Here is a 20,370-nt window from a genome sequence, read left to right as displayed (position 1 = left end):
AAGGGCGTCGTCCGGGTTGCGCCAAGCGCCGCCCGGACGGTATCGATCAAGCTTCGAGCTTGCGTTTCAGCAGTTCGTTCACCTGCGCCGGGTTGGCCTTGCCCTTGCTCGCCTTCATGACCTGGCCGACGAGCGCGTTGAAGGCCTTTTCCTTGCCGGCGCGGAATTCCTCGACCGACTTCTGGTTGGCCGCGAGCACCTCGTCGATCATCGCCTCGATCGCACCGGCGTCGTTGGTCTGGCGCAGGCCCTGGGCCTCGATGACGGCGTCGGCGGAGTTGCCTTCGCGGTTCCACAGGGCGTCGAACACCTTCTTGCCGATGTTGTTCGAGATCGTGCCATCAGCGATGCGCGCGACCAGGCCGGCGAGTTGCACGGGCGACACAGGGGAAGCGGCGACGTCGAGCTCGGCCTTGTTGAGGCGCGCTGCGAGGTCGCCCATGACCCAGTTCGCGCAGGGCTTGGCGAGCGCGACGCCGGCGGCTTCGACGGCGGCCTGGTAGAAGCTTGCGACTTCCTTCGACGCGGTGAGCGTCGTCGCGTCGTACGCGGAGAGGCCCCACTGTTCCATGAAGCGGGCCTTCATCGCGCCGGGCAGCTCGGGCATTTCCGAATGCACCCGCGCCTTCCACTCGGGCGAGATCACGAGCGGCAGCAGGTCCGGGTCGGGGAAGTAGCGGTAGTCGTGCGCGTCTTCCTTCGAGCGCATCATGCGCGTCTCGCCGCTGTCGGGGTCGAACAGCACGGTCGCCTGCTGGATCCTGCCGCCGTCCTCGAGGGTGTCGATCTGCCACTGCACCTCGTAGTCGATCGCCTGCTGCAGAAAGCGGAAGGAGTTGAGGTTCTTGATCTCGCGGCGCGTGCCGAGCGGCCCGCCGGGGCGGCGCACGGAGACGTTGGCGTCGCAGCGGAACGAGCCTTCCTGCATGTTGCCGTCGCAGATGTCGATCCAGCGCACCAGCGCATGCAGCGTGCGGGCGTAGGCGACGGCTTCGGCCGAGGAGCGCATGTCGGGCTCGGAGACGATCTCGAGCAGCGGCGTGCCGGCGCGGTTGAGGTCAATGCCGCTCATGCCGTGGAAGTCCTCGTGCAGGCTCTTGCCGGCGTCTTCCTCGAGGTGGGCGCGGGTGAGATGCACCGTCTTCTCGTAGGCTTTATCCCCTTCACCGACGCGGATCGTGATCTCGCCGCCCTGCACCACCGGCAGCTCGAACTGGCTGATCTGGTAGCCCTTGGGGAGGTCGGGGTAGAAGTAGTTCTTGCGCGCGAACACGCTCTTCGGCGCGACTTCGGCGCCGATCGCCAGGCCGAAGCGGATCGCGCGTTCGACGGCGCCGCGGTTGAGCACCGGCAGCACGCCGGGCAGCGCGATATCGACGGCGCAGGCCTGCACGTTCGGCGCCGCGCCGAAGGCGGTGCTGGCGCCGGAAAAGATCTTGGAGGCGGTGTTGAGCTGGGCATGCACTTCCAGCCCGATGACGACTTCCCAATCCGATCTGCTCATAGTCCTGTCTCTTGATTCGCTGCGGTCAGGTGCACTGGCCGCTCGACCGGTCCACCAGGATCGGCCATACATATTCGAACGTGCCGCGGGTGCAGCGTTTCGCGCATTCGGAGAATGCGACGGTGACCTGTTCGCCCTGTTCCCACATGCGCACGGTGCAGCCGTCGCGCGCCTGCAGCTCGACGTGCGGCTCCTTCAGCACTTGCCTGAAGTCGGCCAGGTCGAACTTGCAGCTGCCGCGCTTGGGGACGTCGACCGTCGCGGCGAAGGCGCGCACCTCGGAGTGGCTGACATCCAGCACGGCGCTGCCGCCGTAGCCGACCTCGTCCTTGAAGCGGCAGTCGGTCTTGATGGAGAGCGGGCGCACCGGCATGGGCTTGAGCCGGCCGCGCTGCAGCGCGCGCTCCGGTTCGGCCTCGGCGGCGGATTGTGCCGGGGAGGGCGTGGTCGCCGCGGGCTCGGGCTTGCGCTCGGGCGGGGTCGCGCAGGCGCCCAGCAGCGTGACGGCTGCGAGCGCGACCGCGCGGAGGGCGGGATGAAGGCGGCGCATGGGACGCTCAGCCCGGACGGCGCAGGTGCCAGTCGGTCGCCTGCTGGTACTGGTGCGCGGTGGCGAGCAGGCGCGCCTCGGCGAAGTAGTCGCCGATGAGCTGCAGGCCGACCGGGAGATTCCCGCCGCCGAAGCCGCAGGGGTGCGACAGGCCGGGCAGGCCGGCGAGGTTCACGGCGATGGTGTAGATGTCCGACAGGTACATCTGCACTGGGTCGTCGGTCTTCTCGCCGATCGCCCAGGCGGTGGTCGGGCTGGTCGGGCCGGCGATCACGTCGCATTGCGCGAATGCGGCCTGGAAGTCCTGCGCGATCAGGCGGCGCAGCTTCTGCGCCTGCAGGTAGTAGGCGTCGTAGTAGCCGTGCGACAGCACGTAGGTGCCGACCAGGATGCGGCGCTTCACTTCGGCGCCGAAGCCTTCGGCGCGGCTCTTCGCGTACATCTCGGCGAGGTCGCGGTATTCGGCGGCGCGGTGGCCGTAGCGCACGCCGTCGAAGCGCGACAGGTTGCTCGACGCCTCGGCCGGCGCGATCACGTAGTAGGCGGGGATCGCCAGTTTCGCGTTGGGCAGGCTCACGTCGACGGTGGTCGCGCCGAGCTTGCGGTACTGCTCGAGCGCGGCCTCGACCGCGGCGCGCACGTCCTCGGCCATGCCTTCGGCGAAGAATTCGCGCGGCAGGCCGATGCGCAGGCCGGCAAGCGGCTGGTCGCTGGCCGGTGCGGCGAGCTCGCGCGCGTAATCCTCGGCGGGGCGCTCGAGGCTGGTGGAGTCGCGCTCGTCGAAGCCCGCCATGGCGCTCAGCAGTTGCGCGCAGTCGGCCGCGGACGCGCCGAAGGCGCCGCCCTGGTCGAGTGAGCTGGCGTAGGCGATCATGCCGTAGCGGCTGACGACGCCGTAGGTGGGCTTGATGCCGGTGATGCCGGTGTGGCCGGCGGGCTGGCGCACCGAGCCGCCGGTGTCGGTGCCGGTGGCGATCGGGGCGAGGCGCGCGGCGACCGCCGCGGCCGAGCCGCCCGAGGAGCCGCCCGGGATCCGCGTGGTGTCCCAGGGGTTCCTGACCGGGCCGTAGTGCGAGTTCTCGTTCGACGAGCCCATGGCGAACTCGTCCATGTTGGTCTTGCCCAAGTTCACCGCGCCGGCGGCCTTGAGCAGCGAGACGACGTGGGCGTCATAGGGGCTGACGAAGTTCGACAGCATCTTCGAGCCGCAGGTCGTGAGCACGCCTTCGGTGCAGAACACGTCCTTGTGCGCGAGCGGGATGCCGGTGAGCGGGCCGGCGTTGCCGGCGGCGATGCGCGCGTCGGCGGCACGGGCGGCCGCGAGGGCACCGTCGCGGTCTACGGTGATGAAGGCGTTGAGCGCCGGGTTGTGTTGTTCGATGCGGTCGAGGAAGAGGGTCGCGAGTTCGACGCTGGAGATCTTCTTCGCGTCCAGCGCGGCGCGCAGTTCGGTGAGGCTGGCGTGGATCATGGCTTACTCGATGACCTTCGGGACGAGGTAGAGGCCTGCTTCGGTCTGCGGGGCGACGCGCTGGAAGGCCTCGCGGCGGTCCGCTTCGGTCGCGACGTCGTCGCGCAGGCGCTGTGCGACATCCTGCGGGTGGCTCATCGGCTCGACGCCGCTGGTGTCGACCGCCTGCATCTGCTCGATCAGGCCGAAGATTCCGTTCAGTTTGGCGCGCGTGGCCTCGACGTCGCCCTCGGCGAGTTCGATGCGCGCGAGTCCGGCGATGCGCAGGACCTGTTCAGTGGTAAGCGACATGAGGAAACAAAACCCGCTTAAATCACAAAGGTTTGTAGGTTATCATACTCGTTTGCCGTCAGTCCGGCCGGGCATCAGCCCCACCGCCCACCCTCCTTACCGGTTTCGGGATTTTTCCGCATGTTTGGTTTCCTGCGTTCCTATTTCTCCAACGATCTGGCCATTGACCTTGGCACCGCGAACACGCTGATCTACGTGCGCGGCAAGGGCATCGTGCTCGACGAGCCGTCCGTCGTCGCGATCCGTACCGAGGGCGGGCCCAACGCGAAGCGCACGATCCAGGCGGTCGGCCACGCGGCGAAGCAGATGCTGGGCAAGACGCCGGGCAACATCACCGCGATCCGCCCGATGAAGGACGGCGTGATCGCAGACTTCGTCGTCACCGAGCAGATGATCAAGCAGTTCATCAAGAAGGTGCACGATTCGCGCATGTTCTCGCCGAGCCCGCGCATCATCATCTGTGTGCCCTGCGGTTCGACCCAGGTCGAACGCCGCGCGATCCGTGATGCGGCCCTCGCTGCGGGCGCCTCGCAGGTGTACCTGATCGAGGAGCCGATGGCGGCGGCGATCGGCGCGGGACTGCCGGTGTCGGACGCGACCGGCTCGATGGTCGTCGATATCGGCGGCGGCACCACCGAAGTGGGCGTGATCTCGCTGGGCGGCATGGTGTATGCCGGTTCGGTGCGCGTGGGCGGCGACAAGTTCGATGACTCCATTGTCAATTACATCCGCCGCAACTACGGCATGCTGATCGGCGACACCACCGCCGAGAACATCAAGAAGGAAATCGGCTCGGCCTTCCCGGGTTCGGAAGTGCGCGAGATGGAAGTGAAGGGGCGCAACCTCGCCGAAGGCATCCCGCGCAGCTTCACGATCTCGTCGAACGAGATCCTCGAGGCGCTCACTGAGCCGCTGAACCAGATCGTCTCCGCGGTGAAGATCGCCCTCGAGCAGACCCCGCCCGAGCTCGGCGCGGACATCGCCGATCGCGGCATGGTGCTCACCGGCGGCGGCGCGCTGCTGCGCGACCTCGATCGCCTGCTGATGGAGGAGACCGGCCTGCCGGTGATCGTCGCGGAGGAGCCGCTGACCTGCGTCGCGCGCGGCTGCGGCATGGCGCTCGAGAAGATGGACAAGCTCGGCTCCATCTTCGCCTCCGAGTAATTCGCGTCGTCGCGGCGGGCGCCCCCGCCTGCCGCGCCGCGCCGTAGACGCCGCACGATGTCCCTCGCCGGTCATCCGTCACCACCGATCTTCAAGCAGGGACCCACGCCGCTGGTGCGGCTGGCGGTGCTCGTCTCCATCTGTCTGGCGATGCTGGTCGCCGACCTGAAGTTCCGTTACCTCGAAGTGGTGCGCCAGGCGCTGTCGGTGGCAACCTGGCCGCTGCAGATGGCGGCAGCCGCGCCCGCAGACTTCGTACGCAACGCCGCCGTGTATTTCGCCACCCTCGTCGAAGTGCAGAAGGACAACTCCGCGCTGCGCGGGCGCGAACTGGAGGCGGCGCAGCGCCTGCTGCGCTTCGAGCAGCTCGAGGAAGAGAACCGTCGCCTGCGCGGGCTCCTCGACATGGGGGCGTCGGTCGCGACCAAGAGCGTCGCCGCCGAGATCCTCTACGATGCGCCGGACCCCTTCGACCGCAAGGTGATCCTCAACCGTGGCAGCCAGCAGGGCGTCGAGGCCGGCATGGCGGTGGTCAACGAGCAGGGCATGCTCGGCCAGGTCACGCGCGTGTATCCGGTGCAGGCCGAGGTCACGCTGCTTACCGACAAGGACCAGGCGGTGCCGGTGCAGGTCGCGAGGAACGGCTTGCGTGGCGTGCTCGCCGGGGCCGGCCAGGGGCGGCTCGAATTGCGCTTCACGCTGTCGGGCGCGGACGTGCGCGTGGGCGACCGGCTCGTGACCTCGGGCCTGGACGGCCTGTTCCTCGCCGGACTGCCGGTGGCCGATGTCGTGAGCGTGGACCGCGACGCACAGACCTTCGCGGTGATCGTGTGCGAACCCGTCGCCGGCGTCGAGCGCACGACGCAGGTGCTGCTGCTCGGGCGCGCCGCGCCGCCGCCGCCGCGTCCGGTGCCGGAGCCCGAACCCGAGCCGCGCAAGGGGCGCAAGGGATAATCGATGCAACCGACCCACCGTTCCAGTCGCATCCTGCTGCCGGCCAAGACCTGGTTCGCCTGGCTGAGCCTGCTCGTGGCGCTCGGCCTGAGCTACATCCCGACCGGCCTCACGCCCGGCGTGCCCGACTGGGTCGCGCTGGTGCTGGCCTTCTGGTCGATCCGCGAGCCCTTGCGCGTCGGCATGGGGGCAGGTTTCCTGTTCGGCGTGCTGGTCGATATCGGCCACGGTGCCGCGATGGGCCAGCATGCGCTCGCCTACGTCGTGCTGTGCTATCTCGCGACCTCGGTGTCGCGGCGCGTGCTGTGGTTCGGGCCGACGCAGCAGGCGCTGCAGATGTTCCCGCTGCTGTTGCTGACGCAGGTGATCATGGTCACGGTGCGCCTCGTTGCCGGCGCCGAGTTTCCCGGCTGGTGGTACTTCCTCTCGAGCCTCACGAGCGCGGCGCTGTGGGTGCCGCTGAACTACCTGTTGCTGCTGCCGCAGTACCAGCCGGTGGACCGGGACGACAACCGGCCGATCTGAACCCATGATGGAATTCCGTACCCCCGACGAGGAACTGGGGCGCTTCCGCCGCCGCGTCCTGATCGCGGGCATCTTCATCGCCGTGTGCTTCGGCCTGCTGGTGGCGCGCTTCTGGTTCCTGCAGGTCGTGCGCTACGACTATTACCACACCCGCGCCGAAGACAACCGCATTGCGCTGCTGCCCATCGTGCCGGGGCGCGGTTCGATCACGGACCGCAACGGCGTGCCGCTCGCGCGCAACTACGCCGCCTACACGCTGGAGATCACGCCCTCGCGCGTGCGCGACCTCGAGGCGACGATAGACGGACTGGCGGAGATCGTCGAGATCGACGCGCGCGACCGGCGCCGCTTCAAGAAGCTGCTGGAAGAGAGCAAGAATTTCGAGAGCGTGCCGCTGCGCACGCGCCTGACCGAAGAGGAGGTTGCGCGCGTGATCGCGCGGCGCTACCAGTTCCCCGGCGTCGAGGTGCAGGCGCGCCTGTTCCGCGACTACCCGCAGGGTGAGCTCGCCTCGCACGTGATCGGCTACATAGGCCGCATCAACCAGCGCGATCGCGAGCGCATCGAGGAGTCGGGCGACGAGGCGAACTACCGTGGCTCCGAACATATCGGCAAGAGCGGGCTGGAACAGAGCTACGAGGCCGAGTTGCACGGCGTTACCGGCGCCGAGCAGGTCGAGGTGAATGCCGGCGGACGCGCCGTGCGCCAGCTCGCGCGCACGCCGGGCCTGGCGGGCAACGATCTGGAGCTGACGCTCGACATCGAGATGCAGAAGGTCGCCGAAGCCGCCTTCGGCAAGCGCCGCGGCGCACTCGTCGCGATCGAGCCGGCGACCGGCGGCGTGCTGGCGCTGGTGTCCAAGCCCGGGTACGACCCGAACCTGTTCGTCGACGGCATCTCGACCGAAGACTGGAAGTCGCTCAACGAATCGCCCGACCACCCGCTGGTGAACCGCGCCATCTTCAGCGCCTATCCGCCGGGCTCGACCTTCAAGCCCTTCATGGCGATGGCGGGCCTGTCGGCGGGAAAGCGCACGATCACGCAGACGATTCCCGATCCGGGCTACTTCATGTTCGGCGGTCACCGCTTCATGGACGACAAGGTCGGCGGGCACGGCATGGTGGATCTGCCGAAATCCATCGTCGTGTCGTGCAACACCTACTACTATCAGCTCGCCAACGACCTGGGCATCGACGGCATCGCGAACTTCATGCGCCCCTTCGGCTTCGGCTCGCGCACCGGCATCGACGTGCCCGGCGAGGCCGAGGGCGTGTTGCCGACGCCCGAATGGAAGAAGAAGCGCTTCCGCAAGAAGGAACACCAGAAGTGGTTCGGTGGCGAGACCATCTCGGTGGGCATCGGACAGGGCTATAACGCCTACACACCGCTGCAGATGGCCAACGCGGTGGCGGCGCTGGTCAATGACGGCAAGCTGTTCCGCCCGCACGTGGTGCGCCATGTCGTGAGCCCCGTGACGGGCGAGCGCCGTGTCGTCGAGCCCGCGCCGATCCGCACTATCCCCTTCAAGCCGGAGCATGCGGCCGCGGTGCGTCAGGCGATGGTGGACGTGAACAAGGTCGGCACCGGCGCGCGTGCCTTCGCCGGGGCGCCCTACTCGGTCGGCGGCAAGACCGGCACCGCGCAGGTGTTCTCGCTGCGTGGCCAGCGCTACGTCGAGGGCCGCGTGAGCGAACGCCTGCGCGACCACTCGTGGTTCATCGCCTACGCGCCGGCCGACAAGCCGACCATCGCGCTCGCGGTGCTGGTCGAGAACGGTGGTTTCGGTGCGCAGTCGGCGGCGCCGATCGCGCGCCAGGTGATCGACTACCATCTCCTCGGCAAGCGCCGCGACCAGCCGGCCGGCGAGGATGTCGACGCGGCCGACGAGGGCGACGAGCACGCCGCCCACCCGCACGCCGGCGCGCATGCTACGGCAGCGGAACCGGCGCAGCCGCAGGCGGGCGGACAAGAAGGGGAGCCTCGTTCCGAATGACCGACACGCGATTCCATCCGCGCGAGCTCCTGCTCGGCTTCCTGCGCCCGATCGACCTGCCGCTGCTCCTGCTGCTCGCCTTGCTCCTCGGCTACGCCTTCGTCCTCATGATGAGCGCCTCGCCGGAGCGCATCCCGTCCCTGCAAGTGAACACCGCCGTCGCGCTCGCGGCGATGTGGGTGACGGCGCGCGTGCCGGCGCAGCGCCTGCTGAGCCTTGCGCTGCCGCTGTACCTGATCGGCGTGCTGCTGCTCATCGCGGTGGATCTCTTCGGCGAGACCTCGAAAGGCGCGACGCGCTGGCTCGACATCGGCGTGACGCGCATCCAGCCGTCCGAGATCATGAAGATCGCGATGCCGCTGATGCTGGCGTGGTACTTCCAGCAACGCGAGGGCCAGATCGGCCTGCGCGATTTCATCGTCGCCGGCCTGCTGCTGGTCGTACCGGTCGGACTGATCATGGTGCAGCCCGATCTGGGCACGAGCCTGCTCGTGACCGCGGCGGGCGTCTATGTGATCTATTTCGCCGGCCTGTCATGGAAGCTGCTGGTGCCCGTCGTCGCGGTCGGGGTCATCGGCATCGGTGCAATCGTCGGCTTCGGCGACCAGATCTGCCAGCCCGGCGTCGACTGGCCGGGCCTGCGCGAATACCAGAAGCACCGTGTGTGCACCCTGCTCGACCCGACCCAGGATCCGCTCGGCAAGGGCTTCCATATCATCCAGTCGACCATCGCCATCGGCTCGGGCGGGGTGCTCGGCAAGGGCTGGATGGACGGCACCCAGACGCATCTCGCCTTCCTGCCCGAGCGCCACACCGATTTCATCTTCTCGGTGCTCGCTGAGGAGTTCGGCCTGATCGGCATCGTCGTGCTGCTGGCGATCTACGTGCTGCTGCTGCTGCGCGGCTTCTACATTGCCGCGATGGCGCCGACGCTGGCGACGCGCCTGCTCGGGGGCGCCATCACCATGATCTTCTTTACCTATGCTTTCGTTAACATGGGCATGGTCAGCGGTATCCTGCCGGTCGTGGGCGTACCGCTGCCCTTCATCAGCTACGGGGGAACCGCGCTCGTCACGCTGTGTCTCGGGGTCGGGATACTGATGAGCATCCAGCGCAGCCGCGTGCTCGCGCAGGCGTGATTACGGAGACTGACCGATGCCGACGCATACCCTGCCAACCGGCCCGTCCGGGTACAAGCTGCTGTTCGCGGGCCTGATTGCGGCCGTGCTGGCGCTGGCCGGCTGCAGCACGACACCCTACGTGGATGGCAGCGCCGCCACCCAACCCCAGCCGGTGCCGGGCAAGAGCGCCGTCGTGCAGAAGCGCGGCGGCGCCTACTACAAGGACGACGGCCCGGGCGATAACCCGCCGGCCAATCTCGACGACATCCCCGACGCGCAGCCGCGCGCCGAGCCGCTGCACCGCTTCGCCAACCGCCCGTATAACGTGTTCGGCGAGGACTATGTGCCGGCGAAGGCAGTGATGCCCTTCCGCCAGCTCGGACGCGCCAGCTGGTACGGCAAGCGCTTCCACGGCAAGCCCACTTCCAGCGGCGAGGCTTACGACATGTACGCGATGACCGCGGCCCACCCGACGCTGCCGATTCCCAGCTATGCGCGCGTCACGCACCGCGCGAGCGGGCGCTCTGTGGTGGTGCGCATCAACGACCGCGGGCCTTTCCACAAGGGCCGCGTCATGGATCTCTCCTACGCCGCGGCGCATCGCCTGGGCTACGTGAACGTGGGTAGCGCCGAGGTCGAGGTCGAGGCCATCGTGCCCGACGGGGTCGAGATGATCGCCACCGAAAAACCGATTCCGCCGCTACCCGGCCGCCGTCCGGCGGCGCTCGTGCCGCCGACGCCAGCGCCGGCCGAGCCGCCGGTGCAGCTCGCGATGGCCGAACCGTCCACGCTCACCGATGCGACGTCCGGCATCTTCCTGCAGCTCGGCGCGTTTTCCACCGCCGCGAGCGCGGAAGGCTTCCGCGGCATGGTGCGCGATACCTTCGCCGAGCATGCCGAGCGCCTCGAAGTCCTCGCCGACGGCAAGCGCTACCGGCTGCACCTGGGCCCCTTTGCCTCGGTGACGGAAGCGAAGGCCGAGGCCGAGCGCATCGCGCGCGAACTCAAATTCCGCCCCTTCGTCGTTACGCGCTGATGCAATCTGAACCAATGGAGCCTTGCCCGGTCTTCTGTCGGGGACCGGGCAAGGCTCTATAATCGACCCTTTGCCCCGGCCCCGAGGCCTCGCCGCCTCCGTCTGCCCACTGCCACCCGCCAGCCGATCCTCATGCGCTTCCTCGTCGCCCTGCTGTTTGCCGTCGTCTCCTTCGCCGTTTCCGCCCAGAACGTCCCGCCCCCCACGCTCGCCGCGCGCGCCTGGCTCCTGATGGACCAGGCCACCGGCCAGGTGCTCGCCGCGCGCGAGCCGGACACGCGCATCGAGCCCGCGTCGCTGACCAAGCTGATGACCGCCTACCTCACCTTTGCGGCGCTCAAGAGCGGCAGCATCACGCTGCAGCAGACCGTGCCGGTGTCCGAGAAGGCCTGGCGCATGGAAGGTTCGCGCATGTTCATCCAGCCCGACAAGCCGGTCACGGTCGAGGAGCTGGTGCAGGGCATGATCATCCAGTCCGGCAACGACGCCTGCGTCGCGCTCGCCGAACTGATCGCCGGCAGCGAGGAGTCCTTCGCCCACCTGATGAACCGCGAGGCGCAGCGCCTGGGCATGAAGAACACCAGCTTCATGAACTCGTCCGGCCTGCCCGACCCCAACCACTACACCACCGCGCGCGACCTGTCCCTGCTCGCGTCGGCGATCTCGCGCGACTTCCCCGAGTATTACCGCTACTACTCGCAGAAGGAATACACCTACAACAAGATCACGCAGCCCAACCGCAACCGCCTGCTGTGGCTGGACCCGACCGTCGACGGCCTGAAGACCGGCCACACCGCGGCGGCCGGCTACTGCCTGATCGCCTCCGCCCTGCGCGGCCAGCGTCGCCTCGTGTCGGTCGTGCTGGGCACCGATTCCGACACCATCCGTGCGCAGGAATCGCTCAAGCTGCTGAACTACGGCTTCCAGTTCTTCGACACCGCCAAGCTGTACGCCGCGAACCAGGAGCTGTCGCGCTTCCGCGTGTGGAAGGGCGAGCAGAACGAGCTGCCGGTCGGCTTCCTCAACGATTTCGTGATCTCGCTGCCCAAGGGCCAGGCCGAGAAGGTGCAGAGCCAGCTCACCAGCCAGCAGCCGGTGGTCGCGCCGCTGCAGAAGGGCCAGCAGGTCGGGACGCTGCAGCTCACGCTCGACGGCCAGCCGATCGGCGAGTACCCGGTCGTCGCGCTGCAGGACGTTCCCGTCGCCGGTTTCTTCGGCCGCCTGTGGGATACCATCGTGATGTGGATCAAGAGCCTGTAAGAATTTCGCGGGGGCACGCATGAGCATCTGTTACCTCGACGGCAGCTACCAGCCTCTGACCGAGGCGCGCATCTCGCCGATGGATCGCGGCTTCCTCTTCGGCGACGGCGCCTACGAGGTGATCCCGGTGTATTCGCGCCGCCCCTTCCGCATCGCCGAGCACATCGCGCGCCTCGGGCGCACGCTGGATGCGGTACGCATCCCGAACCCGCACGCCGCCGCGGAATGGGAGACGATCGTGGGCGAGCTGGTCGCGCGCAATGCGTGGGTGGACCAGTCGATCTACCTGCATGTGTCGCGCGGCCCCGACGAGCGGCGCAACCACGCCTTCCCGGCCGTGATGCGCCCGACGGTGTTCCTGATGAGCGAGGCGCTCGTGACGCCCTCTGCCGATGTGCTGGCGAGCGGCGTCGCGGCGGTGAGCGCGGCCGATTTCCGCTGGGCGCGCTGCGACCTCAAGACCACCGCGCTGCTCGCGAACTGCCTGCTGCGCCAGGTCGCCATCGACAAGGGCTGCGCCGAGACGGTGCTGTTCCGCGACGGCTTCCTCACCGAAGGCGCCGCCTCCAACATCTTCATCGTGCGCGACGGCGTGCTGCTCGCGCCGCCCAAGAGCCACCTGATGCTGCCCGGCATCACCTACGACGTGGTGCTGGAACTGGCCGCCCGGCACGGTCTCAAACATCAGGTGCGCGAGATCCTCGAGGACGAGGTGCGCACGGCCGAGGAGGTGTGGCTCACCTCGTCGACCAAGGAAGTGCTCGCGATCACCAGCCTCGACGGGCGCCCCGTCGGCGACGGCCGGCCGGGCCCGGTGGGGCGGGAGATGCATGCCTGGTACCAGGAATTCAAGAACACGGTGATGCGCGTTGGCTGACCAGAACCCCGAAACCCTCCTCGAATTTCCCTGCGACTTCCCGATCAAGATCATGGGCGCGCGCGTCGATGAGTTCGCGCAGGTCGTCGTGGACGTGGTGCGCAGGCACGCGCCGGAGTTCGATCCCGCGACGGTGCAGATGCGGCCGTCGAGCAAGGGCAACTACATTTCCCTGACCTGCACCGTGCGTGCCGAGTCGAAGGCGCAGCTCGATGCGCTGTACCGCGACCTGTCCGCTCACCCGCTGGTGAAGGTGGTGCTGTAGTGCAGGTGGTGGAAGCCCTGCCGCTGGTCGTGCGCCGTCTCGGCCGCGTCGAGTACGAGCCGACCTGGGCGGCGATGCGTGCCTTCACCGACGCGCGCACCGCGGAGACGCCCGACGAGCTGTGGCTGCTGGAACACCCGCCGGTGTTCACGCTTGGGCAGGCCGGCAAGCCCGAGCACCTGCTGCGTGAGACCGGCATCCCGCTGGTGAAGATCGACCGCGGCGGGCAGATTACCTACCACGGCCCCGGCCAGATCGTCGTCTACCTGCTGGTCGACCTGCACCGCCGTCACATCAAGGTGCGCGAGATGGTCAACCTGATGGAGCAGGCGCTGATCGACTGCCTCGCCGACTATGGCCTCGTGGCCGAGCGCAAGGACGGCGCGCCGGGCGTGTATATCGACGGCGCGAAGATCGCGGCCCTGGGCCTGCGGGTCAGGAGCGGCTGCACCTACCACGGCCTCGCGCTCAACGTCGATGCCGACCTCGCGCCGTTCTCGGCGATCAACCCCTGCGGCTACGAGGGCCTGCAGACGATCAGGATGAAGGATTTCGGCGTGACCGACGGCGTGGACGCGGTGGGGGAGCGCCTGCTTGCCCATCTCGAGCGCCTGCTGGCGCTCCGCACGGCCCCCGACAGGCCATAATGCAGCGGGTGCCACGAGCGCCCGCGACCCCGAAGAGACGAGAGACCCCGCATGAGTACAGACAACCGCAAGCAGCGTGGCGCCGACAAGACCGCACGCATCCCGATCAAGATCGTGCCCGCCGAGCGCCTGAAGAAGCCCGAGTGGATCCGCATCAAGCTCGGCGCCGGCCAGGAGGCCGAGCGCTTCAACGAGATCAAGGCGACGCTGCGCGACCACAAGCTGCACACGGTGTGCGAGGAAGCCTCCTGTCCGAACATCCATGAATGCTTCGGCAAGGGCACGGCGACCTTCATGATCATGGGCGACATCTGCACGCGCCGCTGCCCGTTCTGCGACGTCGGCCACGGCCGTCCGGAGCCGCTCAATGCGGACGAGCCGAAGGACCTCGCCGCGACGATCGCCGCGATGCGCCTCAACTACGTCGTGATCACCAGCGTCGACCGCGACGACCTGCGCGACGGCGGCGCCCAGCATTTCGTGGACTGCATCCGCGAGACGCGCGCCGCTTCGCCGAAGACCGCGATTGAGGTGCTGGTGCCGGACTTCCGCGGCCGCATGGAGATCGCGCTGGAGATCTTCGACCAGGCGCCGCCCGACGTTATGAACCACAACCTCGAGACCGTGCCGCGCCTGTACAAACAGGCCCGTCCCGGTTCGGACTACGAATATTCGCTGAAGCTGCTGAAGGAGTTCAAGGCGCGCCACCCGGAGGTGCCGACCAAATCCGGCCTGATGGTGGGACTCGGCGAGACCGACGAGGAGATCCTCGAGGTGATGCGCGACCTGCGTGCGCACGACGTCGAGATGCTGACGATCGGCCAGTACCTGCAGCCCTCGACCGGCCACCTGCCGGTGCTGCGCTACGTGCACCCGGACACCTTCAAGATGTTCGAGACCGAAGCGCTGAAGATGGGCTTCAAGAACGCCGCCTGCGGTCCGATGGTGCGCTCGAGCTACTGGGCGGATCAGCAGGCCCACGGCGCCGGCGTCGTCTGACCCGAGCAGGGACGTAGGGCGGGAGGAGCCGAAGGCGTATCCCGCCATGCCGGACGTGGAGGGGGCGGAAACGTCGCGTGGCGGGATGCGCTGCGCTTCTCCCGCCCTACGAGATCCGGGCGTCCGCGGTCGCGTTTGGTATCAAACGCAGGCAGGATGCCAATGGCGCGGCCGGGGCCGCGCCCTCACGTTCAGCGGTACAGGCGCTCCTCGCGCTCGTGCCGTTCCTGCTCCTCGATGCTCAGCGTCGCGGTCGGGCGTGCGAGCAGGCGGCCGACGCCGATCGGTTCGCCGCTGACCTCGCAGTAGCCGTAGCTGCCATCCTCGATGCGGCGCAGCGCGGCCTCCACCTTGTGCAGCAGCTTCAGCTCGCGGTCGCGGATGCGCTGCTCCAGCACCTGTTCCTCTTCCTGCGTGGCGCGGTCGGCCTCGTCCGGGGTGGCGACGGTTTCGCGCAGATGCGAGCGCGTTTCCTCGCTGTTCTCGCGCAGCTCGGCCTGCAGCGCGAGGAGGCGCTGGCGGAAGAATTCGAGTTGCGCGGCGTTCATGTAGTCGTCCGCCGACATCGCCAGCAGTTCGACTTCGGAGAGTGTGCCGTTGCGTGTGGCAGTCGCCGTCATCATGAGTTCTCCGTGTTACCACCCCGGGCACCACGGTGCCGCGGGGTCAAGTGCATTAATGAAAAAAGGGTAACTCCTGCACGCGCACGCTACCCGATGCGGGGGTATGCTCACGGGCGCTTCGTGTGAAACCCGTCCCTGGAGACCATCATGCGTTCCATTCTGCGAGCTTTCGCCCTGCTTGTCATCTGTGTGCCGGCCTGGGCGGCCGGACTGGGGAACCTCACCGACTCGGAGGCCTCCGGCGGCTTGCGCGAGGCGCTGACGCAGGGCGCCGGACGCGCGGTCGAAATGCTGGGGCGCAAGGACGGTTTCCTCGCCAACAAGAAGGTGAAGATCCCGCTGCCCGACGGGCTGGCGCAGGTCGAGCCGGTGATGCGCATGGCCGGTCGCGGCAAGGACTTCGACAATCTCGTGACGACCATGAACCGCGCCGCCGAGGCCGCCGTGCCCGAGGCGAAGACGCTGCTCGTCGATGCGGTGAAGCAGATGTCGGTGGAGGACGCGCGCGGGATCCTGACCGGTGGCGACGACTCGGCCACGCGCTATTTCAAGTCGAAGACGCAGTCGCGCCTCGCTGAAAAATTCCTGCCCATCGTGAAGCAGAGCACCGACCGCCTCGCGCTGGCCGGGCAATACAACAAGCTCGCGGGCCAGGCGGCGAGCTTCGGCCTGGTGAAGAACGAGGACGCCCAGATCGAAAGCTACGTGACGCGCAAGGCGCTCGACGGTCTGTACGTGATGATCGCCGAGGAAGAGAAGGCGATCCGCAAGAACCCGGTGCAGGCCGCGGGTTCGCTGGCGCAGAAGGTGTTCGGGATGCTGGGGCAGTAGGGCCGGGCACGCCCGGCGCATTGCGGTGTGCTGGTGGGAGCGGCTTCAGCCGCGAATCGGCCCCGTTCGCGGCTGAAGCCGCTCCCACAGAGTCGAGCCCATCCACGCGCAGATGGACCGCGCCCGCTTCGGGTTGTAAGCGGGCCGATGCGCCGGAGGCGATGGGGTAAAATCCGGCCTGGCGCCGCCCGCGGGCGGCGCTGCCTTTTTCCCCACCGCAGTTCCGTCCGCAAGGCCCATGTCCGCTCTCCTCAACGCCCCGCAGCGCGAAGCGATCCGCTATCTCGACGGCCCCAGCCTGGTGCTGGCCGGCGCCGGCAGCGGCAAGACGCGGGTGATCACGCACAAGATCGCGCACCTGATCAACGAGTGCGGCCTGAACCCGTCGAACATCGCGGCGATCACCTTCACCAACAAGGCGGCGAAGGAGATGCAGGAGCGCGTCGCGGGCCTGATGGGCGGGCGCGCGCCGGGTGGCCTCACGGTGTGCACCTTCCACGCGCTGGGCGTGAAGATGATCCGCCAGGAGGCGGTGCATTGCGGGCTGAAGCCGCAGTTCTCCATTCTCGACGCCTCCGACACGGTGCAGATCGTGTCCGACATCTCGCGCGATTCTGACAAGGCGCGTTCGAAGGCGATGCAGTGGCAGATCTCGGGCTGGAAGAACGCGATGATCACGCCCGAGCAGGCGGCGCAGCTCGCCGACGACGAGATCTCGTCGGCCGCCGCGATGCTGTATTCGGAGTACGAGCGCACGCTGCGCGCCTACCAGGCGGTGGATTTCGACGACCTGATCTCGCTGCCGGTGCGGCTGCTGGAAGAGAATCCGGACGTGCGCGAGCGCTGGCAGAACAAGTTGCGCTACCTGCTGGTCGACGAGTACCAGGACACGAACAAGGCGCAGTACCGCCTGCTGCGCCAGCTCTCGGGCGTGCGCGGGGCGTTCACGGCGGTGGGCGACGACGACCAGGCGATCTACGCGTGGCGCGGCGCGGACGTCGAGAACCTGAAGCTCCTGCAGCAGGACTACCCCAAGCTGAAGGTCATCAAGCTGGAGCAGAACTACCGCTCGTCGCGGCGCATCCTCACCGCGGCGAACACGGTGATCGCGAACAACGAGAAGCTCTTCGAGAAGCAGCTGTGGTCGGAGCACGGCGATGGCGAGCAGATCGCGGTGACGGCCTGTCGCGACGCGGATCACGAGGCGGAGTGGGTCGCGTCGAAGATCAGCGCGCACAAGTTCGAGCACCGCACCAAGTTCTCCGACTACGCGATCCTGTACCGCGGCAACCACCAGGCGCGCGTGATCGAGCAGCAGCTGCGCAACCAGAAGATCCCCTACGCGATGTCGGGCGGGCAGTCCTTCTTCGACAAGGCCGAGATCCGCGACCTGATGTCGTGGCTGCGCCTGCTGATGAACGAGGACGACGACCTGGCCTTCATCCGCGCGATCACGACGCCGCGGCGCGGCGTGGGCGCGGCGACGATCGAGGCGCTCGGCAATTACGCCGGCCGGCGCCATGTGAGCTTTTTTGCGGCGGTGTTCGAGGAAGGCGCGGCGCATGCGCTGAACGCGCGCCAGCTCGAGCAGTTGCAGGAGTTCGGCAACTTCATCAACCGCATGCAGTACCGCGCCCATCGCGAGCCGGCGGCGCGCGTGCTGGAGGATCTGCTCGCCGCGATCCGCTACGAGGCCTGGCTGTTCGAGCATCTCGACACGCGCGAGGCGGAGTCGAAGTGGAGCAACGTGCGCGACTTCGTGAACTGGCTGGGCAGGAAGGGCGAGGCGGACGGCAAGAACCTCATCGAGCTGACGCAGACGATCGCGCTGATCTCGATGCTGGACAAGGACGACGCCGAGTTCGACGGCGTGCAGCTCGCGACGCTGCATGCGTCGAAGGGACTGGAGTTCAAGCACGTGTTCCTCGTCGGCGTCGAGGAAGGCCTGCTGCCGCACCAGTCCTCGATCGACGAGGACAAGGTGGATGAGGAGCGGCGCCTGATGTACGTGGGCATCACGCGCGCGCAGCGCACGCTCAACATCACGTGGTGCGAGCGGCGCAAGGCCGGCAAGGAGACGCGCACCTGCGAGCCCTCGCGCTTCATCGCCGAGATGGGTGGCGACATCAGGATGAGCGACCGCAAGACCAATGCGCCGGTGTCGAAGGAAGAGGGACGCGCGCGCATCGCGAACCTGATGGCGATGCTGGAAAAGCGCTGAGGGCGGGCCGGGCGGTAAGCCCCGGCGTTACGGGCCGCAGACCGGGGAATTTCACCCACGGCAATAGGGAAAAGCGTCTAGCGCGCTTCTTCATCCGCCCAATTTCGGTCCTTCCCGTACCGACTTAAAGTGACACCGACTCCCAACCTCATGGAGCGTTGTCATGAAAGACCAAGAACCGCGTGAAGTGTCGGCATCCCGCCGCGCCTTCCTGCGCGGCATCCCCGTGCTCACCGCTGCGGCGGCAGCACTGCCTGCTCCGGCGCTGGCGGCGCATGGAAAGCATCACTGGGCCATGCTCGTCGACGTCAGGAAGTGCATCGGCTGCCAGGCCTGTACCGTCGCGTGCATCCAGGAAAACGCGGTGCCGGAGGGCAGCTTCCGCACCATCGTGTCGACTTACAGCGTGAAGCTCGCCGATGGTGACCAGCCCGCGGGCACCTACATGCTGCCGCGCCTGTGCAACCACTGCGACGAGCCGCCGTGCATCCCGGTGTGCCCGGTCGGCGCCACCTTCAAGCGCGAAGACGGCATCGTCGCTGTCGATGGCGATCGCTGTGTCGGTTGCGCATATTGCGTGCAGGCCTGTCCCTACGATGCGCGCTTCATCAACCACGCGACCAACAAGGCCGACAAATGCACGTTCTGTGCGCATCGCGTCGATGCCGGGTTGCTGCCGGCCTGTGTCGAAACCTGCGTGGGCGGGGCGCGCATCTTCGGCGACCTCAACGACTCGCAGGGCGAACTGCGCCGCCGCCTCGATGCCGCGAAGGCCGAGGTGAAGGTGCTCAAGCCCGAGCAGGGTACCGAGCCGCGCGTGTTCTACATCGGCCTCGACGAGCGCTTCCAGGGCAAGGTCGAAGGTCAGGGCACGCTGTGGCAGCCGCGCAAGGCACACGGCTGACGCGAACAGGAGACCGATCATGACCCCCGATATCGTCGAAACCGTCAATGTCGCCCGCGAGATCGCGTGGCTGCCGTGGGCGGTGCAGTACTTCTTCCTCATCGGCCTGTCCTACGGCGCTTGGCTCGTGTCGCTGCCCGGGCTGGTGTTCCGCCGTCCCGGCTGGGAAGGCATCTCGCGCCTGGCGCTGCTGGCGGCGCTGGTGTGCGGGCTGACCGCGCCGGTCGCGCTGCTCGCCGACCTGCACCAGCCAGGGCGCTTCTGGCACTTCTATGCCTACTTCACGCCCACGTCGTGGATGTCGTGGGGGGCGTTCTTCATCCCGGTGTATCTGACCGGCCTGATCCTGTACGCGTGGCTCGCCTTCCGGCCGGCGCTGGCGCGGCATGCGGAGGAAGGCGGGAAGCTCGCGGGGCTCGCGCGCCGGCTCGCCTACGGTGGGCACGAGAGCCGCAAGGCGCTGGTCGCGGCGGCGCTGCTGACCTTCGTCGGCGCGGCGTTGGTCGCCTTGTATACGGGCGTCGAGGTGATGCTGGTGCGTGCCCGTCCGCTGTGGCACACCCCGCTGCTGCCGGTGCAGTTCTTCGTCACGGCGGTGGCGGGCGGGCTGGGCCTCGCGCTGGTGTTCAACCGCGCGCTGCCCGGGGGGGGCGACCCGGCGGCGACGCGGCGCATGGCGATCGGGCTGGCGCTCACGCAGCTGGTGGCGCTGCTCGTCGGCGTGGTGTGGCTTGCGCTGGGCATGAGCGGGATGTCGCCCGAGCACGCGCAGGCGCTTGCCCAGGTCGCCCCGTCGGCGAACTGGAAGGTGAGCGCGGTATGGGCCGTGCTCGCGACGGTCGCGACGCTCGCGCTGGCTGTGTGGCGCCCCGGTTCCGGCCTGCTGATCGGGCTCCTGGCGCTGCATTCGGCGTGGATGATGCGCTGGACCATCTTCATCGGCGGCCAGGAGGTCCCCAAGACCGGCGCCGGCTACTACAGCTACCAGCTTCCGCTCGGTCCCGAAGGCCTGATGGGCATTGTCGGCACCGCCGGACTGTGGATCTTCCTCTTCGTCGTGCTGACCACGTTGCTGCCGCTGGACCGCATCGGCCAGGCACAGCCTGCGCGCGGGTGAAATGGATCAAGGGAAAC

20 protein-coding genes are annotated in these 20,370 nt (G+C 68.0%); 15 read left to right on the top strand and 5 right to left on the bottom strand.

What is annotated here, in order from left to right; all coding sequences use genetic code 11:
* Positions 1–46 precede the first annotated feature (46 nt).
* Genes gatB through gatC form a run of 4 tightly spaced genes read right to left on the bottom strand, consistent with a single transcriptional unit; the run spans position 47 to position 3,816 of the window.
* Positions 47–1,504, bottom strand: a complete 1,458-nt coding sequence (gene gatB, locus GO615_RS03710) for an Asp-tRNA(Asn)/Glu-tRNA(Gln) amidotransferase subunit GatB (RefSeq protein WP_169125700.1) — start codon at positions 1,502–1,504, stop codon at positions 47–49.
* A gap of 25 nt (positions 1,505–1,529) precedes the next feature.
* Complete coding sequence (locus GO615_RS03705; RefSeq protein WP_169125699.1) at positions 1,530–2,054, bottom strand: hypothetical protein; 525 nt, start codon at positions 2,052–2,054, stop codon at positions 1,530–1,532.
* 7 nt (positions 2,055–2,061) lie between these two features.
* Positions 2,062–3,525 carry an Asp-tRNA(Asn)/Glu-tRNA(Gln) amidotransferase subunit GatA gene (gene gatA, locus GO615_RS03700; protein ID WP_169125698.1) on the bottom strand — a complete coding sequence of 488 codons (1,464 nt, stop codon included), beginning with the start codon at positions 3,523–3,525 and terminating at the stop codon, positions 2,062–2,064.
* Between the two features lie 3 nt (positions 3,526–3,528).
* Entirely contained in the window at positions 3,529–3,816 is a 288-nt protein-coding gene (gatC, locus tag GO615_RS03695; protein ID WP_169125697.1) for an Asp-tRNA(Asn)/Glu-tRNA(Gln) amidotransferase subunit GatC, read from the bottom strand.
* Positions 3,817–3,936: 120 nt separating this feature from the next.
* On the opposite strand from gatC, the gene GO615_RS03690 reads away from it, so the two are divergent.
* The 11 genes from GO615_RS03690 (at position 3,937) to lipA (ending at position 14,657) form a co-directional block, all read left to right on the top strand.
* Positions 3,937–4,980 carry a rod shape-determining protein gene (locus tag GO615_RS03690; RefSeq protein ID WP_076602349.1) on the top strand — a complete coding sequence of 348 codons (1,044 nt, stop codon included), beginning with the start codon at positions 3,937–3,939 and terminating at the stop codon, positions 4,978–4,980.
* Between the two features lie 57 nt (positions 4,981–5,037).
* Positions 5,038–5,934: a rod shape-determining protein MreC gene (gene mreC, locus GO615_RS03685; RefSeq protein ID WP_169125696.1), complete on the top strand. Its 897-nt coding sequence runs from the start codon at positions 5,038–5,040 to the stop codon at positions 5,932–5,934.
* A 3-nt stretch (positions 5,935–5,937) separates the two neighbouring features.
* On the top strand, positions 5,938–6,459 hold the full coding sequence (mreD, locus tag GO615_RS03680; RefSeq protein WP_169125695.1) for a rod shape-determining protein MreD: 522 nt from the start codon (positions 5,938–5,940) through the stop codon (positions 6,457–6,459).
* 4 nt (positions 6,460–6,463) lie between these two features.
* A complete protein-coding gene (gene mrdA, locus GO615_RS03675; protein ID WP_246262130.1) occupies positions 6,464–8,452 on the top strand; it encodes a penicillin-binding protein 2 in 1,989 nt (662 codons plus the stop codon).
* Positions 8,449–9,591: a rod shape-determining protein RodA gene (rodA, locus tag GO615_RS03670; RefSeq protein WP_169125694.1), complete on the top strand. Its 1,143-nt coding sequence runs from the start codon at positions 8,449–8,451 to the stop codon at positions 9,589–9,591. The genes mrdA and rodA overlap by 4 nt, the downstream gene beginning before the upstream one ends.
* A 16-nt stretch (positions 9,592–9,607) precedes the next feature.
* A complete protein-coding gene (locus GO615_RS03665; protein ID WP_169125693.1) occupies positions 9,608–10,609 on the top strand; it encodes a septal ring lytic transglycosylase RlpA family protein in 1,002 nt (333 codons plus the stop codon).
* A 132-nt stretch (positions 10,610–10,741) separates the two neighbouring features.
* Positions 10,742–11,869: a D-alanyl-D-alanine carboxypeptidase family protein gene (locus GO615_RS03660; RefSeq protein ID WP_169125692.1), complete on the top strand. Its 1,128-nt coding sequence runs from the start codon at positions 10,742–10,744 to the stop codon at positions 11,867–11,869.
* A gap of 19 nt (positions 11,870–11,888) precedes the next feature.
* On the top strand, positions 11,889–12,746 hold the full coding sequence (locus GO615_RS03655) for an aminotransferase class IV (RefSeq protein WP_169125691.1): 858 nt from the start codon (positions 11,889–11,891) through the stop codon (positions 12,744–12,746).
* On the top strand, positions 12,739–13,011 hold the full coding sequence (locus tag GO615_RS03650) for an HP0495 family protein (protein ID WP_169125690.1): 273 nt from the start codon (positions 12,739–12,741) through the stop codon (positions 13,009–13,011). The genes GO615_RS03655 and GO615_RS03650 overlap by 8 nt, the downstream gene beginning before the upstream one ends.
* A complete protein-coding gene (gene lipB / locus GO615_RS03645; RefSeq protein ID WP_169125689.1) occupies positions 13,011–13,658 on the top strand; it encodes a lipoyl(octanoyl) transferase LipB in 648 nt (215 codons plus the stop codon). Before GO615_RS03650 ends, lipB begins: the two co-directional genes overlap by 1 nt.
* A 51-nt stretch (positions 13,659–13,709) precedes the next feature.
* Positions 13,710–14,657, top strand: coding sequence for a lipoyl synthase (lipA, locus tag GO615_RS03640; RefSeq protein ID WP_169125688.1), 948 nt, complete (start codon positions 13,710–13,712; stop codon positions 14,655–14,657).
* 191 nt (positions 14,658–14,848) lie between these two features.
* On the opposite strand, the gene dksA is transcribed toward lipA, so the two are convergent.
* Entirely contained in the window at positions 14,849–15,280 is a 432-nt protein-coding gene (dksA, locus tag GO615_RS03635) for an RNA polymerase-binding protein DksA (RefSeq protein ID WP_439328729.1), read from the bottom strand.
* 147 nt (positions 15,281–15,427) lie between these two features.
* Between dksA and GO615_RS03630 the strand changes: the two genes are divergently transcribed.
* From GO615_RS03630 to nrfD, 4 genes are all read left to right on the top strand, one after another.
* Positions 15,428–16,111, top strand: a complete 684-nt coding sequence (locus GO615_RS03630) for a DUF4197 domain-containing protein (RefSeq protein ID WP_169125687.1) — start codon at positions 15,428–15,430, stop codon at positions 16,109–16,111.
* Positions 16,112–16,349: 238 nt separating this feature from the next.
* The gene (locus GO615_RS03625) at positions 16,350–18,332 is read left to right on the top strand and encodes a UvrD-helicase domain-containing protein (protein WP_169125686.1); all 1,983 of its coding nucleotides are present in this window, start codon (positions 16,350–16,352) and stop codon (positions 18,330–18,332) included.
* Between the two features lie 163 nt (positions 18,333–18,495).
* Positions 18,496–19,236, top strand: coding sequence for a sulfate reduction electron transfer complex DsrMKJOP subunit DsrO (gene dsrO, locus GO615_RS03620; RefSeq protein WP_169125685.1), 741 nt, complete (start codon positions 18,496–18,498; stop codon positions 19,234–19,236).
* Between the two features lie 19 nt (positions 19,237–19,255).
* A complete protein-coding gene (gene nrfD / locus GO615_RS03615) occupies positions 19,256–20,353 on the top strand; it encodes an NrfD/PsrC family molybdoenzyme membrane anchor subunit (protein ID WP_169125684.1) in 1,098 nt (365 codons plus the stop codon).
* Positions 20,354–20,370: the final 17 nt, after the last annotated feature.

The sequence above is a fragment of the Aromatoleum evansii genome (assembly GCF_012910805.1).
Taxonomy (GTDB): Bacteria; Pseudomonadota; Gammaproteobacteria; order Burkholderiales; family Rhodocyclaceae; genus Aromatoleum; species Aromatoleum evansii.
The sequence above is the reverse complement of the archived record's forward strand: the minus strand, read 5'-3'. Positions and strand labels throughout refer to the sequence as shown.

Bases quoted from the DNA above. Each gene is read 5' to 3' on its own strand.
- gatC (WP_169125697.1), bottom strand. From the start codon at position 3,816: ATGTCGCTTACCACTGAACAGGTCCTGCGCATCGCCGGACTCGCGCGC.
- gatA (WP_169125698.1), bottom strand. From the start codon at position 3,525: ATGATCCACGCCAGCCTCACCGAACTGCGCGCCGCGCTGGACGCGAAG.
- mrdA (WP_246262130.1), top strand. From the start codon at position 6,464: ATGATGGAATTCCGTACCCCCGACGAGGAACTGGGGCGCTTCCGCCGC.
- GO615_RS03630 (WP_169125687.1), top strand. From the start codon at position 15,428: ATGCGTTCCATTCTGCGAGCTTTCGCCCTGCTTGTCATCTGTGTGCCG.
- GO615_RS03655 (WP_169125691.1), top strand. From the start codon at position 11,889: ATGAGCATCTGTTACCTCGACGGCAGCTACCAGCCTCTGACCGAGGCG.
- GO615_RS03705 (WP_169125699.1), bottom strand. From the start codon at position 2,054: ATGCGCCGCCTTCATCCCGCCCTCCGCGCGGTCGCGCTCGCAGCCGTC.
- mreC (WP_169125696.1), top strand. From the start codon at position 5,038: ATGTCCCTCGCCGGTCATCCGTCACCACCGATCTTCAAGCAGGGACCC.
- mreD (WP_169125695.1), top strand. From the start codon at position 5,938: ATGCAACCGACCCACCGTTCCAGTCGCATCCTGCTGCCGGCCAAGACC.
- gatB (WP_169125700.1), bottom strand. From the start codon at position 1,504: ATGAGCAGATCGGATTGGGAAGTCGTCATCGGGCTGGAAGTGCATGCC.
- rodA (WP_169125694.1), top strand. From the start codon at position 8,449: ATGACCGACACGCGATTCCATCCGCGCGAGCTCCTGCTCGGCTTCCTG.
- dksA (WP_439328729.1), bottom strand. From the start codon at position 15,280: ATGATGACGGCGACTGCCACACGCAACGGCACACTCTCCGAAGTCGAA.
- GO615_RS03660 (WP_169125692.1), top strand. From the start codon at position 10,742: ATGCGCTTCCTCGTCGCCCTGCTGTTTGCCGTCGTCTCCTTCGCCGTT.
- GO615_RS03625 (WP_169125686.1), top strand. From the start codon at position 16,350: ATGTCCGCTCTCCTCAACGCCCCGCAGCGCGAAGCGATCCGCTATCTC.
- GO615_RS03665 (WP_169125693.1), top strand. From the start codon at position 9,608: ATGCCGACGCATACCCTGCCAACCGGCCCGTCCGGGTACAAGCTGCTG.
- GO615_RS03690 (WP_076602349.1), top strand. From the start codon at position 3,937: ATGTTTGGTTTCCTGCGTTCCTATTTCTCCAACGATCTGGCCATTGAC.
- lipA (WP_169125688.1), top strand. From the start codon at position 13,710: ATGAGTACAGACAACCGCAAGCAGCGTGGCGCCGACAAGACCGCACGC.
- nrfD (WP_169125684.1), top strand. From the start codon at position 19,256: ATGACCCCCGATATCGTCGAAACCGTCAATGTCGCCCGCGAGATCGCG.
- dsrO (WP_169125685.1), top strand. From the start codon at position 18,496: ATGAAAGACCAAGAACCGCGTGAAGTGTCGGCATCCCGCCGCGCCTTC.